14 protein-coding genes and 1 pseudogene are annotated in these 13,688 nt (G+C 72.3%); 8 read left to right on the forward strand and 7 right to left on the reverse strand.

Going from position 1 to position 13,688, the window contains the following annotated elements; all coding sequences use genetic code 11:
- Window positions 1-88 precede the first annotated feature (88 nt).
- Both OF819_RS14755 and OF819_RS14760 read left to right on the forward strand, forming a co-directional pair.
- A complete protein-coding gene (locus tag OF819_RS14755; protein ID WP_267243970.1) occupies window positions 89-1,813 on the forward strand; it encodes a dolichyl-phosphate-mannose--protein mannosyltransferase in 1,725 nt (574 codons plus the stop codon).
- A 143-nt stretch (window positions 1,814-1,956) separates the two neighbouring features.
- Window positions 1,957-3,603: a penicillin-binding transpeptidase domain-containing protein gene (locus OF819_RS14760; protein ID WP_267243971.1), complete on the forward strand. Its 1,647-nt coding sequence runs from the start codon at window positions 1,957-1,959 to the stop codon at window positions 3,601-3,603.
- Window positions 3,604-3,637: 34 nt separating this feature from the next.
- On the opposite strand, the gene OF819_RS14765 is transcribed toward OF819_RS14760, so the two are convergent.
- Window positions 3,638-4,024, reverse strand: coding sequence for a hypothetical protein (locus tag OF819_RS14765; RefSeq protein WP_267243972.1), 387 nt, complete (start codon window positions 4,022-4,024; stop codon window positions 3,638-3,640).
- A complete protein-coding gene (locus OF819_RS14770) occupies window positions 4,021-4,608 on the reverse strand; it encodes a TetR/AcrR family transcriptional regulator (RefSeq protein ID WP_267243973.1) in 588 nt (195 codons plus the stop codon). Before OF819_RS14770 ends, OF819_RS14765 begins: the two co-directional genes overlap by 4 nt.
- 103 nt (window positions 4,609-4,711) lie before the next feature.
- Between OF819_RS14770 and OF819_RS14775 the strand changes: the two genes are divergently transcribed.
- Together OF819_RS14775 and OF819_RS14780 are read left to right on the forward strand one after the other, a co-directional pair.
- Window positions 4,712-5,206, forward strand: coding sequence for a YbaK/EbsC family protein (locus OF819_RS14775; protein ID WP_267243974.1), 495 nt, complete (start codon window positions 4,712-4,714; stop codon window positions 5,204-5,206).
- A complete protein-coding gene (locus tag OF819_RS14780) occupies window positions 5,203-6,060 on the forward strand; it encodes a DMT family transporter (RefSeq protein ID WP_267243975.1) in 858 nt (285 codons plus the stop codon). The genes OF819_RS14775 and OF819_RS14780 overlap by 4 nt, the downstream gene beginning before the upstream one ends.
- A gap of 7 nt (window positions 6,061-6,067) precedes the next feature.
- Here OF819_RS14780 and OF819_RS14785 read toward each other — a convergent pair whose 3' ends face one another.
- Entirely contained in the window at window positions 6,068-7,174 is a 1,107-nt protein-coding gene (locus OF819_RS14785) for a GDSL-type esterase/lipase family protein (RefSeq protein ID WP_267243976.1), read from the reverse strand.
- Window positions 7,175-7,505: 331 nt separating this feature from the next.
- Between OF819_RS14785 and OF819_RS14790 the strand changes: the two genes are divergently transcribed.
- The 3 genes and pseudogenes from OF819_RS14790 (at window position 7,506) to OF819_RS14800 (ending at window position 9,035) form a co-directional block, all read left to right on the forward strand.
- Complete coding sequence (locus OF819_RS14790) at window positions 7,506-7,739, forward strand: hypothetical protein (RefSeq protein WP_267243977.1); 234 nt, start codon at window positions 7,506-7,508, stop codon at window positions 7,737-7,739.
- Window positions 7,740-7,915: 176 nt separating this feature from the next.
- A pseudogene (locus OF819_RS14795) lies at window positions 7,916-8,164 on the forward strand (esterase-like activity of phytase family protein); the annotation flags it as partial.
- Window positions 8,165-8,252: 88 nt separating this feature from the next.
- A complete protein-coding gene (locus OF819_RS14800; RefSeq protein WP_267243978.1) occupies window positions 8,253-9,035 on the forward strand; it encodes a DUF817 domain-containing protein in 783 nt (260 codons plus the stop codon).
- 48 nt (window positions 9,036-9,083) lie between these two features.
- Here OF819_RS14800 and OF819_RS14805 read toward each other — a convergent pair whose 3' ends face one another.
- Genes OF819_RS14805 through OF819_RS14820 form a run of 4 tightly spaced genes read right to left on the reverse strand, consistent with a single transcriptional unit; the run spans window position 9,084 to window position 13,068 of the window.
- A complete protein-coding gene (locus OF819_RS14805; protein ID WP_267243979.1) occupies window positions 9,084-10,286 on the reverse strand; it encodes a serine hydrolase domain-containing protein in 1,203 nt (400 codons plus the stop codon).
- Window positions 10,287-10,342: 56 nt separating this feature from the next.
- Complete coding sequence (locus OF819_RS14810; RefSeq protein WP_267243980.1) at window positions 10,343-11,113, reverse strand: energy-coupling factor ABC transporter ATP-binding protein; 771 nt, start codon at window positions 11,111-11,113, stop codon at window positions 10,343-10,345.
- The gene (gene cbiQ, locus OF819_RS14815) at window positions 11,110-11,874 is read right to left on the reverse strand and encodes a cobalt ECF transporter T component CbiQ (protein WP_267243981.1); all 765 of its coding nucleotides are present in this window, start codon (window positions 11,872-11,874) and stop codon (window positions 11,110-11,112) included. The genes OF819_RS14810 and cbiQ overlap by 4 nt, the downstream gene beginning before the upstream one ends.
- A 9-nt stretch (window positions 11,875-11,883) precedes the next feature.
- Window positions 11,884-13,068, reverse strand: a complete 1,185-nt coding sequence (locus OF819_RS14820; protein ID WP_267243982.1) for an energy-coupling factor ABC transporter permease — start codon at window positions 13,066-13,068, stop codon at window positions 11,884-11,886.
- A 247-nt stretch (window positions 13,069-13,315) separates the two neighbouring features.
- Here OF819_RS14820 and OF819_RS14825 point away from each other — a divergent pair, with 247 nt between their 5' ends.
- Window positions 13,316-13,663 carry an SsgA family sporulation/cell division regulator gene (locus tag OF819_RS14825; RefSeq protein WP_267243983.1) on the forward strand — a complete coding sequence of 116 codons (348 nt, stop codon included), beginning with the start codon at window positions 13,316-13,318 and terminating at the stop codon, window positions 13,661-13,663.
- The last annotated feature ends 25 nt before the right edge of the window (window positions 13,664-13,688 follow it).

Below are 13,688 nucleotides of genomic sequence, written 5' to 3' on the forward strand. Positions count from 1 at the left end.
CCCGCCGCAGCGCGGCCGCGGCGACCGCGGGGCGGCTGCGCCACCGCCGCGGCGCTCCTCACACAGCCGCGTTCCCTACGATGGCGCGGTGACCAGTACCGCGCCACCGACCCTCAAGGGCATGGACGCCGGGCCCCCGCCGCCCGGCTGGCAGCAGCGGCTGCGCCGATTCGGCTACGCGCCCCGGCCCGTGATCGGCCTCAGGGAACGGCTGACGCCCCCGTACGCCCGCCCGTCCGAGCGGCTGTGGCCGGTGTTCGGCATCCCCCCGGCGGTCGCGGACCGGCTGGTGCGGGCGTCCGCGTGGGGCGGGCCGCTGCTGGTGGCGCTGGTCGCGGGGCTGCTGCGGTTCTGGAACCTGGGCAGCCCCAAGGCGGTGATATTCGACGAGACGTACTACGCCAAGGACGCCTGGGCCCTGATCAACCAGGGGTACGAGGGCAGCTGGCCGAAGGACGTCGACAAGGCGATCCTCGGCGATCCCTCAAGCGTGGAGATCCCGGCCGACCCCGGCTATGTGGTGCATCCGCCGGTCGGCAAATGGGTCATTGGCATCGGGGAGCAGCTCTTCGGCTTCACGCCGTTCGGCTGGCGTTTCATGGTCGCGCTGCTCGGCACCCTGTCGGTGCTGATGCTGTGCCGCATCGGCCGCCGGCTGTTCCGCTCCACCTTCCTCGGCTGTCTGGCGGGCGCGCTGCTGGCGGTGGACGGGCTGCACTTTGTGATGAGCCGCACGGCGCTGCTCGACCTGGTGCTGATGTTCTTCGTGCTGGCGGCGTTCGGCGCGCTGCTGATCGACCGCGACCGGGCCCGCGCCCGGCTGGCGGCGGCGCTGCCGGCGGACGCGGAGGGGGTGCTGCGCCCCGACGCCTCGGTGGCGCAGGGCCTGCGCCTGGGCTGGCGGCCGTGGCGGCTGGCCGCGGGCGTGCTGCTGGGCCTGGCGGCGGGCACCAAGTGGAACGGCCTCTACATCATGGCCGCGTTCTGTGTGATGTCCGTCCTGTGGGACGTCGGCGCGCGCCGCACGGCGGGTGCGGTGCGGCCGTACAAAGCGGTGCTGGTCAAGGACCTCACCCCCGCGTTCCTCGCCACGGTGCCGGTCGCGATCGCCACGTATGTCGCCTCCTGGACCGGCTGGATCGTCACCGACAGGGGGTACTACCGCGACTGGGCGGCCACGGAAGGCAGGGACAGCAGCTGGAGCTGGCTGTTCCCGGACTGGTGGCGCAGCCTGTGGCACTACGAGGTCAAGGTCTTCGACTTCCATGTCGGGCTCACCTCGGGCCATACGTACGAGTCGAACCCGTGGAGCTGGCTGGTGCTCGGCCGCCCCGTCTCCTACTTCTACGAGGACCCGGTCGCGGGCACGGACGGCTGCCCTGCGGACGTTGCCGACAAGTGCGCCCGCGAGGTGCTGGCGCTGGGCACCCCGCTGCTGTGGTGGACGGCGTGCTTCGCGATCTGCTTCGTCCTGTGGCGCTGGCTGTTCCGCCGCGACTGGCGCGCGGGCGCGATCGCCTGCGCCATCGCGGCGGGCTGGGCGCCCTGGCTGCACTACCAGGAACGCACCATCTTCCTCTTCTACGCCGTGGTGTTCGTGCCCTTCCTGTGTCTGGCGGTCGCGATGCTGATCGGCGCCCTGCTGGGCCCGGCGGGCTCCGACGACCGCCGCCGGGCGATCGGGGCGATCGGCTCGGGTGTGCTGGTGCTGCTGATCATCTGGAACTTCATTTACTTCTGGCCGCTGTATACGGGGACGCCGATTCCGATAGAGGAATGGCGCAACCGGATGTGGCTCGATACGTGGGTGTGATGCCTCACTCGCCGGTCCCGGTCCGGTAACACCCGTCTCATTCCTTCCTGCTGTCCCGTAGAGTTCCCGGGGTTCATTTGCTTGAACGTGTTCAAGTTATGCAACGGGGTTGAGAAAAGCTCAAGCGGAGGGGGAACTGCGCGATGCGTGACGGAGCGAAAATCGCCATCATCGGGGGCGTGTTCGCGGTCGCGACCGTGGGGGTCGGATACGGCGCGTACGCCACACTCCTGGACGGCGGTTCGAACGACGGCGGGAGCGACGGGGCGAGGACCACGTCCCAGTCAGGTCCCAGAGCGTCCGGGCCGCCCACGGCCGACGAGATCGAGAAGACCGCCGCGGACTTCCTTGCGGCCTGGGCGGACGGCGAGGCGGCGAAGGCCGCGCAGCTGACTGACAACGCGGCGGACGCCCAGCCGCTGCTGGCCGGCTACCAGAACCGGGCGCATGTCTCCAAGGCCGTGATCACACCGGGGAAGCCGAGCGGGGCGAAGGTGCCGTTCACGGTCGAGGCGACCGTTTCGTACGACGGCAAGAGCAAGCCCTGGTCGTACGCGTCCGAACTGACCGTGGTGCGCGGGGTGACGACCGGCAGGCCGCTGGTCGACTGGCAGCCGACGGTGATCCACCCGAAGCTCGCCAAGGGCGCGCAGCTGACGACGTCGGAGGCCAAGGCCCCGCCGATCAGGGCCGTGGACCACGCGGGCGTGGAGCTGACGAAGGAGCAGTACCCCTCGCTGGGCCCGGTCCTGGACCAGCTCCGCAAGAAGTACGGGGAGCAGGCGGGCGGCACGCCGGGCGTCGAGCTGGCCGTCACGTCGTCCGATCCGAACTCCGCCGACCAGACGCTGCTGACGCTGACGGAGGGCAGGGCGGGCACGCTCCAGACGACGCTGGACGCGGGGGTGCAGGCGGCTGCGGAGCAGGCGGTGAAGCGGTACGGCGGGGCGTCGGTCGTGGCCGTCAAACCGAGCACCGGTGAGATACGGGCCGTCGCCAACAGCAGTCCGGACGGCTTCAACACGGCGCTGCAGGGCGGACAGGCCCCCGGCTCGACGATGAAGATCGTGACCGCGGCGATGATGATGGACCGGGGGCTGGTGAACGGTCCGGGGTCGACGGTGGAGTGCCCGGCGACGGTGTCCTGGGAAGGCGTCGTCTTTCATAACCTGAACGACTTCGCGTACCCGACGACGTCCTTTCGGAACGCCTTCGCCCAGTCCTGCAACAGCACCTTCATCAAGCCGATCAAGCCGCTCGGAGCGAGCGCCCACAGCGCACTGGGCGAGACCGCGCGCAAGTACTTCGGCATCGGCGAGGTCTGGAACACCGGAGTCGTCACCTTCGACGGCGACGTCCCGGTCTCCGCGGGCGCCGAGACAGCCGCCTCGTACATCGGCCAGGGCAAGATCCGGATGAACGCCCTCAATGTGGCGTCCATCGCGGCGACCGCGAAGAGCGGCTGGTTCAAGCAGCCGGTCATCGTGCCGAAGTCGCTCGACAACCGCGACATCGCCACCGCTCAGCCGCTGCCGGGCTCGATCGCGCAGTCGCTGCGGACGATGATGAAGGCCACGGCCGTCTCCGGGACGGGCAAGGGAGCGATGAGCGGCGTGTCCGGCGACAAGGGCGCGAAGACCGGCTCCGCGGAGATTGACGGACAGGGCTCGTCCAACAGCTGGTTTGCCGCGTACGCCGGCGACCTCGCCGCCGCCGCGGTCGTCCAGGCCGGCGGGCACGGCGGGGACGCGGCGGGCCCGGTGGTGGCCTCCGTGCTCAACGCCCGCTGAGGCGCCGGGGGACGGCGGGACGCGGCCCGGGCATTCAGGCCGCGCCCGCCGCCGTCAGCCCTGCCACCGGCAGCAGCAGCATCCACTGCGGCAGCCGCAGCAGCGGCTTCGACCAGCCGGCCGCCAGCGTCACCGCCAGGAAGGCGGCCGCGTAGACGGCGAAGTGAGCGGCTATCAGCCAGGCCATGGCGTCGCCGCCGGGCCGGTCCGACAGTGCCAGCCAGATCAGCGCGGCGGCGGCCAGCGCCAGGTCGGCGCTGACCATATGCCAAACGGCGTGCAGGGTCCGGCGCGGCTCGGCGCTGATCGCGCCGGCCAGGAGCGGCCGGACCACGTCACGTCCGCCTGCGACGATGTGCACCGCCGCGACTCCCGCGGCGATGACGCCCGCGGTCAGATACCAGCCGTTCGTCACCATCATCGTGCCTCGATTCCCCGGCCGACGAGGGCGGCCAGTCGGTCGGCGAGCTGCGGGCCGGCGGGTTCGCCGACGAGCCCGGTGTGGAAGAAGACGGCCCCCGCGAGCGTGTCGAGCACCAGGTCGACCGGGAGGTCGGGGGCTGCCTCTCCGCGCTGCGCCGCCCGCTCGAACACCTCGACCAGGCGCTCCTTGGCAGGGGCCAGGAAGTGCGAGCGGATACGGGCCCGCAGCTCGGGTCGGGCGGCGAAGTCGGCCAGCAGGCCGGGCAGGGCGGCTGCCGCGGCCGGAGCGGTGAACTCCTGGACCAGGGCGTCCACAAGCACGGTGAGGTCACCCCTCAGCGTGCCGGTGTCCGGCACGGGGACGGTCTCCGTCTGGGTGAACACCGCCTCGTACACCAGCTCCGCTTTGCCGGACCACCGGCGGTAGACGGTGTCCTTGCCGACGCCGGCCCGGGCCGCCACCGCGCCGATGGAGGTCGCGGCATAGCCTGCCTCGGCCAGCAGATCGGCCGTGGCGGTCAGGATCGCTTGATGGGCGCGGCTGTCGCGCGGGCGTCCGCGCGGTGCGTCAGGGGTTGCCATGGGCATAACCATACAGGTCGACCCGTATGGCTACCAGCCCCGGGCCCCCGGGCGGCGGGAAAGCGGGTCGCGTGCCCACTGCAACGACCGCTAGCGTGCGCCCATGAGCGACGCGGAGCCCCTGCCCCATGCCCACCCCCGGTTCGCCGCCGCCCTGCGCGAGCTGAACCTGGTCGTCGAGGTACGGCGTTTCCCGGACGCCACCCGGACCGCCGCACAGGCCGCGGCGGCCATCGGCTGCACGGTCGGCGAGATCGTCAAGTCGCTGATCTTCGAGGCGGACGGCGCACCGGTGCTGGTGCTGATGGACGGGGCGTCACGGGTGGACGTCGAGCTGGTGCGGCGGGAGCTCGGCGCGGACTCGGTGCGGCGGGCGGGCGCGGAGCTCGTGCGGGAGGCCACGGGGTACGCGATCGGGGGCGTGCCGCCCTTCGGGCACCGCACCAGGACCCGGGTGCTGGCCGACCGCCGTCTGCTGGACCACGAGGTGGTGTGGGCGGCGGCCGGAACGCCGCACACCGTGTTCCCCCTCGACCCCAAGACGCTGATCGCCCACGCGGGCGGGACTCTCGTGGACGTGCGCGAGCGTACGGCGTGACGCCCCTCGTCGCGGCTGCGGTGCTGCTCGCGGCGTTCACACACGCCGCGTGGAACGCCGTCGCCCACCACATCAAGGACCAACTGGTCGCCTTCACGCTGATATCCGGCGGCGCGGCGGCGCTGGGGCTGGTGCTCGCGTGCTTCACCCCGCTGCCGGCCGCCGCCTCCTGGCCGTATCTGGTCGCGTCGGCGCTGCTGCACGTCGGCTATCAGTCGCTGCTGATGCGGTCGTTCAGCCTCGGCGACTTCGGGCAGATGTATCCGATCGCCCGCGGCACCGCCCCGCTGGTCGTCACCGTCCTCGCGGCGGTCTTCGTCGGCGAGACGCTGCACGGCTGGCAGCTGGCGGGCGTCGCGGTCGCCTCGGCCGGTCTGGTGGGCCTCGCGCTGTGGGGCATCCGGGGCCGTGCGGGCGCGGCCCGCCCGCACGGCCCCGCCGTACTCGCCGCGCTGGCGACCGGCCTGATGATCGCCGCGTGCACGGTCGTCGACGGCGTGGGGGTGCGCGCCTCCGGCACCCCGCTGGGGTTCATCGCCTGGCTGATGGTCCTGCAGGGCCCGCTGATCCCGGGGTACGCCGTGTTCGTCCACCGCGGCGCGCTCCCGCGCCTGCTGCGCCCGCACGCGGGCCGCGGCCTTCTCTGCGCGGCCCTGGCGATCGCCGCGTACGGGCTGGTGCTGTGGGCCCAGACGCGCGCCCCGCTGGCCCCGATCGCGGCCCTGCGCGAGTGCTCCATCATCGTCGGCGCGGCGATCGGGGCGGTGTTCTTCAAGGAGCGGTTCGGGGTCCACCGGATCGCGGCGGCGGGCGTGATGGCGGCGGGCATCGGCCTGATGCTGCGCTCCGGCTGACGCCAGCTCAGTACAGCCCGGTGAGATACATCCCGGAGGCTCCGTAACCCGTCGTGTTGTGACAGGCGTAGTCCCCGTTCGCCTGGCCGTGGATGAGCGCCAGGCACCGCTGCTGGGCGAGCTGGCCGTAGTGGTTGGGGTGCATGGACTCCTGGATGGGCCCCTGGGTCTCGTCGCTGTCGATCCACCGGGCCCATTCACTGGTGACGGACGACGGCGGCTGGCTCGCGCTCACCAGACGGCTGGCCCCGGCGCACACCTCACGCCCCTGGAGCATGTCCCGCAGATCCAGGAACTGCGCGCCCTTGGCCGCGGCCACCGCCTTCAGCCGGTCGGCGAGCTGCGGAACGAGCCCGTCGCGCGCCCAGTCGGCGTCCTTGTCCCAGAACGGGCAGCCGCCGCTGTGGACTCTGGACCAGCCGCTCTCCGAGTAGCGGTTCTCCGCGCCGCGCGGGATCGGGGACGGGTACGACTGGAGGACGATCCGGTACGCGGAGGAGCTGTAGCCCGCGCCCGACATCACCGCCCGGATCTCGTCGACGGCCTTGCCGACGTCCGCCATCACCGCGTCGATCTTCGAGTCGACCACGGCCTGCTGGTCGTCGTGGCAGTACGAGTACCAGATGATGTAGTCCTTGGCGCACTTCTCGATGATCGAGGCGAAGCCCAGGTCATTGCCGCCGATGGACAGCGCGATCGTCCTGACGTCGTACGAGGCGGCGATGCCCGCGAGCTGATCGGCCTGCGGGGCCTCGCCCTTGTACCACTGGCCGCCGTTCGACGCCCGGAAGACATTGCGCGTGGCCGCGCCCGAGCAGGCGATGTTGACGACCGTGTCCGCCGCGCCCGCGACGCCGTGCACCTCGGCGGAGTCGGAGCGGTGGCATCCGTTGGCCGCGGTCTCGCCGTACACCAGACTCGGGTCGTATCCGCTCCCGGTCCACGCCCGGTCTGTGCCGTCCCGGCTGCCGCTGTTGGTCAGGCTGTTGCCCTGCCAGCGGCCCGCCTCGCCGGAGACATAGCTGTCCCCCATCGACACGACGGCGGTGGGCCCATAGCCGGGGCTGGCCGCGGCCGCCCCCACCAGACCCTGACCGAGGGCCGCGAGCCCCACCCCGGCCGCGAGAACCGCCCGGACCCAGGCCCGTCTCCGGCGCGAAACCGATCTGCTGACAGTGCGAAATCCGGACACGGCAGAACCCCATCGTTCGACCACGCCAGAGGTCGCGAACAGGACACCTCTGACGTCAGGCATACGGATATGACGAGGCCGCCGGCCGGTGGCATGCGGGAATCTCGCACGCCATGGCTTGTTACCGCTAGGTACGGTCAGGTCTCTTTTCGGTCACGCGGACCGTCGTACCCTGGCCGATGGACGCGTCCTACCGTGCGCAAACGCGCATGTGAAAGGGTTTCGACAAGGCTCGACTGCAAGGAGGCCACAGGTGGCAGGTTTTTTGGACCGGGCTAAGGAACAAGCCCAACAAGCCCTGAACCAGGGCAAACAGAAAGTCGACGAAGTCCAGGCGCAGCGGGCCGGAAACGACCTGCTGAAGAAGCTCGGGGCCGCCTACTACGCGGAGCGCAGGGGCAGCGGCTCCACGGACGCCACACAGCAGGCGCTGAGCGCCCTTGAGGCCCACATCTCCGCCCACGGGGACGGCTTCCTGCGCGGCTGACCCGCCCCACACCCGCCCGGCCGGCGAAGCAACCGCCGCCCGGCATGGGCAGGCCCTCACAGCCTCATGGCCGTGAGGGCCTGCCTGCCGGCTGCCTCAAAGGCGAACAGACCGGGCCATGGCAACCAGCGGCGGCGATCCCGGAGAAGGGGTTTGCCGGTTGAACGGTCCGCCTCTTCGAGGCCACCACCCGCGGCGCGACCCGGGTGCAGGACATGGAGTCGCTGGCCGGGCGGGACGTCGTGCCGATGAGCAAGAGACTGGTCGTGGACTTCGACGACCTGGGCCTGTCCACCGTCGACAACACGGAGGGCATGACCTGGGGACCGGTCCTGCCGGACGGTGAACGCACCCTGCTCCTGGTCAGCGACGACAACTTCGCCGAGGAGGAGGTCACCCAGCTCGTCGCGCTGGGCATCCGCTGACCACCCCGCGACGGCACGGCCCCGCACCCGCGCCCCCCGGCAGACGGGGAGTGAACCGCGGACCGGCCGTCGCGCGTCCCTGCACAGCATGGGGACGGTCTGGTACGGGATGCGGCAGCTGTTGCGCTTCGGGTGGACGCAGGCGCGGTGCTGTGCGTTTGCCGTGGCGCTGGTCGGGGGGATCGCCGTGTCCGGGATGCTGCCCGAGATGCCGGTGGCGCGCTACGACCTTGTCCTGGTGTACGGGATCGGGCTGAGCGTGCTGGCGTGGAAGGTCGGGTGGGATGAGGCGCGCGATCTCGCCGTCATCGGCGGGTGCCATCTGATCGGACTGCTCTTTGAGCTGGTCAAGGTGCAGATGGGGTCGTGGAGTTATCCCGAGGAGGCGTGGACCAAGGTCGCCGGGGTGCCGCTGTACGGCGGGTTTCTGTATGCGGCCGTGGGGAGTTACGTCTGCCGGGCGTGGCGGCTGTTCGGGCTGCGGGTCGACGGGTACCGGCCGCGGGTGATGACGGTGCTGGCCGCCGCCGTGTATCTGAACTTCTTCACGCATCACTGGCTGCCGGACGTCCGCTGGGCGCTCGCCGTGCTGCTGCTGGCCGCGGCCGCCGGGACGTGGGTGCGGTTCACGGTGGGGGCGCGGGAGTACCGGATGCCGCTGGCGCTGTCGTTCGTGCTGATCGGGTTCTTCCTGTGGGTGGCGGAGAACGCCGCGACGTTCGTGGGCGCGTGGAGCTATCCGCACCAGCTCGGCGGCTGGCAGCCGGTGTCGGCGGCGAAGTTCGGGGCGTGGGCGCTGCTGATCAGTGTGACGTTTGTGCTGGCGGCGGGGTCGGGGGCGCGGCGGCTGCCTCGGCGGAGCCCGTGCTGACGGCGGGCGGGCCGCCGTCAACGCGGAGCGTGGCGCGGCCGAAACGTCTCACAGGGCCGACCGTACCGCCCTGATCAGCGCCTGCGCACGGGGATCGGCCGTGACCGACGTGCGCATGCCGTTGGTTGTGTAGCCGAAGGCGATGCCGGACTCGGGGTCGGCGAAGCCGAGGGGGCCGCCGCGGCCGGGGTGGCCGAAGGAACCGGGGCCGAGCAGCGGGGAGGCCGGGCTGTGGAGCATATAGCCGAGGCCGAAGCGGGTGGGGACGACCAGCACCCGGTCCGGTCCCGCGGATTCCTCCGCGCGGGCGAGGGCGAGGGTCGCCGGGGCGAACAGCCGGGGTCCGCCGTCCGCCTCGCCGATCGTGGCGGCGTAGAAGTGGGCGAGGGCGCGGGCGGTGGAGATGCCGTTGGAGGCGGGGAGTTCGGCGGCGCGGTAGGCGGGGGTGTTCTCGTCGGGGAGCGGTTCGACGGCGGCGAAGGCGCGCCGGGTGAGGGAGCCGGGGTCGCGGTAGGCGTCGGCGACGGAGCGCTTGGGGCGCAGCCGCAGTCCGCCGCCGTCCGCGGCGGCGGGCTCGGCGACGGGGCCGATGCGGCCGACGCGGTGCGCCTCGGCGTCCGGCAGGCCGATCCAGAAATCGAGGCCGAGGGGGTCGGCGATCTCCTCGGCGACCCAGGCGCCCAGGGTGCGTCCGGTGATCCGCCGCACGAGTTCCCCGAGCAGCCAGCTGAAGGTGTGGGCGTGGTAGCCGTGTGCCGTGCCGGGCTCCCAGGCGGGCGGCTGTGCGGCGAGCGCGGCCGGGCCGCTCTCTCCGTCGAGCGCCTCGGCCACGGTGAGCGGGCGGTCCAGGGCGGGCAGTCCGGCGCGGTGGGTGAGCAGATGCCGGACGAGGACCCGTTCCTTGCCCGCGGCCTTGAATTCCGGCCAGTACGTGCCCACCGGCGCGTCCAGGTCGATCTGGCCGCGCTGGTGGAGCAGGAGGAGCACGGCGGCGGCGACGCCCTTGGTGGCGGAGTGGACGATATGAGCGGTGTCGGCGGTCCACGGCTCGGCGCCGTCGGCGTCGCGTGTGCCGGCCCACAGGTCGACGACCTTGCGGCCGTGCCGGTAGACGGCGACGGCCGCGCCGCGTTCGCCGCGCTGGAGGAAGTTGCGGAGGAATGCCTCGCGGACGGCCTCGTAGCCGTCCGCGACGCTGCCGCGTATGTCCGATATATCCGTGATGTCCGTAGCTGCTGCCGTACCGCTCATCAGACCATGGTGCATGCCGCCGCCGACCGCCCCTCGCGGGGGGCTCAGCGGAGGGCTCAGCGTACGGCCGTCCTCGGGTCGAAGCCGAACGGCAGCTCCAGCCGGTGCGCGCGCATCAGCTCCTCGTCGGCGAGCAGCTCCCCGGTCCGGCCGTCCGCCGCGATCACGCCGTCGCTGAGGATCGCCGCGCGCGGGCACAGCTCAAGCGCGTACGGCAGATCGTGGGTGACCATCAGCACGGTGACGTCCAGAGACCGCAGGATCTCGGCGAGTTCGCGGCGCGAGGCGGGGTCGAGATTGGAGGAGGGCTCGTCGAGTACGAGGATCTCCGGCTCCATGGCGAGCACAGTCGCCACCGCGACCCGGCGGCGCTGTCCGAACGACAGATGGTGCGGGGGCCGGTCCGCGTACGCGTCCATGCCGACCCGGCGCAGCGCGGTCGTCACGCGCTCGTCCAGCGCCGCGCCGCGCAGTCCGGCGGTCGCGGGCCCGAAGGCCACGTCCTCCCGGACGGTCGGCATGAAGAGCTGGTCGTCCGGGTCCTGGAAGACGATCCCGACGCGCCGGCGGATCTCGGCGAGATGGGCCTTGGCGACGGGCAGCCCTGCGACGGTGACCGTGCCGACGCCTCCGCCCAGGATGCCGTTGAGGTGCAGGACGAGGGTGGTCTTGCCCGCGCCGTTGGGGCCGAGCAGGGCGACCCGCTCCCCGCGCCCGATGGTCAGATCCACGCCGAACAGCGCCTGATGGCCGTCGGGGTAGGCGTAGGCGAGCCCCTTGACCTCAAGGGACGGCGGGGTCGGTGAGTCGGCGGCGGCGGTTGTCATAGTGTCGTCCAGCCCAGCAGACAGACCGCGAGCGCGGTCAGCGGAAGCGCCGCGGCCCCGGCCCACTGGGCCCGGCTCACGGCGGTGTCGTCGGTCAGCGGCATGGTCCCGGTGTAGCCCCGGCTGACCATCGCCAGATGCACCCGCTCGCCGCGTTCGTAGGAGCGGATGAAGAGCGCGCCGGCCGTCTTGGCGAGCACGCCCCAGTGCCGTACGCCGCGCGCCTCGAACCCGCGCGAGCGGCGGGCGATCGACATCCGGCGCAGCTCGTCGGCGATCACATCGCCGTAGCGGACCATGAAGGAGGCGATCTGTACGAGCGCCGGCGGCAGCCGCAGCCGCTGCAGGCCGAGCAGCAGCTCGCGCAGTTCGGTCGTGGAGGCGAGGACGACGGACGCGGCGACGCCGAGGGTGCCCTTGGCGAGGATGTTCCACGCGCCCCACAGGCCGGGCACGCTGAGCGAGGTCCCCAGAGTCTGCGTCTGTTCGCCCGGCACGACGAACGGCATCAGCAGCGCGAAGGCGACGAACGGGATTTCGATCAGCATCCGGCGCAGCAGAAAGCCGGGCGGGATGCGGGCCGCGGCCGCGACCGCGCCGAGCAGCGCCGCGTACGCCCCGAACGCCCACACCGCCTCGCGCGGCGTGGAGACGACGACCAGGACGAAGCAGAGGACGGCGACGAGCTTGCAGTGCGCGGGCAGCCGGTGCACGGGCGAGTGCCCGTGCCGGTAGAGCTTGTGGGCGTGGCCCGCGCCCATGTCAGGACGTCACCGCGCTTCCGGTACGCGGACGTCGGCGGGCCCGGCCTCGGCCGAGCGGCGACGGCGCACAGCCCAGAAGATCCCGGTGCCGGCGGCGACGGTCAGGCCGACGCCGACGGTTCCGGCGAGCGCGCCGGAGAGCCGGGCGTCGTCGATGTCCTTGACGCCGTAGTCGGCGAGCGGGGAGTCCGCAGCGGCATGCTCCTCGACCGAGGCGTCGAAGCCCTTGTCGGAGGCGACCTTCTCCAGGCCGTCGGGGTCGCCGGAGGCGTAGAAGGAGACGACCCCGGCGAGGACGAGCGAGGCGGCGAGGCCCGACAGCCAGAACGTACGGGTACGGGCGCGGGTCCGTGCGGGGGCGGGCGCCGCCGTCCCGGCCCCATGGGCCGTGCCCGCGGCGGCGTCTGCGCCGTCCGCGGCTGAGCCGGGGCGGACACCAGGCCCGGCCGGGGCGGCCGGGTCGCCGGACGCCGGGCGCGCGCGGTCCGCGTCCGCGTCGATCAGCTCGCCGCCCACGCGCAGCTTCAGCGGGGCCGCCAGATCCCGTGCCCCGTACACCAGGTCGGGCCGCACCGCGAGCACCGCGCCGACCGTGGCCATGGTGATCAGGGCTTCGCCGATGCCGATCAGCACATGGACCCCGACCATCGCGGTCAGCACGGAGCCGATCGGCACCTCGGTGACCCCGCCGATCGCGTACAGCAGGGTGAACGCCGCGGCGGAGGCCGGTACGGACACCAGGGCGGCGGCGAAGGAGGCGGCGGTCACCGAGCGGCGGGTGCGCGGCAGGACCCTGACCAGCGCGCGGAAGAGCCCGTACGCCACGACGACCGTGACCACGCCCATGACGGTGATGTTCACGCCGAGGGCGGTCAGCCCGCCGTCCGCGAAGAGGAGGCCCTGCATCAGCAGGACGACGGCGAGGCACAGCACGCCCGTATACGGCCCGACGAGGATCGCGGCGAGCGCCCCGCCGAGCAGATGGCCGCTGGTGCCGGCCGCGACGGGGAAGTTCAGCATCTGCACGGCGAAGATGAACGCGGCGACGAGGCCGGCGAGCGGGGCGAGCCGGTCGTCGGCGCCGCCCAGCTCACGGCGGGCGCCGCGCAGGCTGACCGCCACCGCGCCGGCGGCGACGACTCCGGCGGCCGCGGACACGGGGGCGTTGATGAATCCGTCGGGTACATGCATGGCGGGCTCCGCTGTGGTGGGACAGGCGGCCGGGCGAACCGTTCGATGATGAGGCCACCTGCAAACGGTTTGCAATAGCGGAGTGGTTACGAATAGGCCCTCAGCCGAGCCGTCCGGGCCGGAAGACGGACCCTCCGGGCCGGGGGCCGGGCCGTCCGGACCGGGAAGGCAGCCGTTCAGCCCAGGAGCAGAGGCGTCGAAACGGGGAACACTGGGGATGAGCAAGGTGAGCGTGAGGAGCTGATCCATGTCCCCCACCGTCGAAGAACACGCCAGGGCCCGGATCGTCACCGACGCTCCCCAGCACCGCTCGGTACGCGTCACCCTCGGCTACGACCCGGCCGGCCACCCGTCCGAGGTGCGCTTCTCCTTCCCCTCCGGCCGCGCCTGGGAGTTCCCGCGCGATGTGCTGGAGCAGGGGCTCCGCGGGCCGGCCCGCAGCGGCGACGTCGAGGTCTGGCCGTGCGGCCGGGTGCAGACCGTGGTCGAGTTCCACACCCCGGACGGAGTAGCGGTGGTGCAGTTCGACTCCTCGGAGCTGAAGCGCTTTCTGCGCCATACGCGCGAGGCGGCCGGGCCCGCCACCCGAGGGTGACGGACCCGGCCGCCGGGCGCGGGAC

Source organism: Streptomyces sp. PR69, assembly GCF_026420845.1.
Classification (GTDB): domain Bacteria; phylum Actinomycetota; class Actinomycetes; order Streptomycetales; family Streptomycetaceae; genus Streptomyces.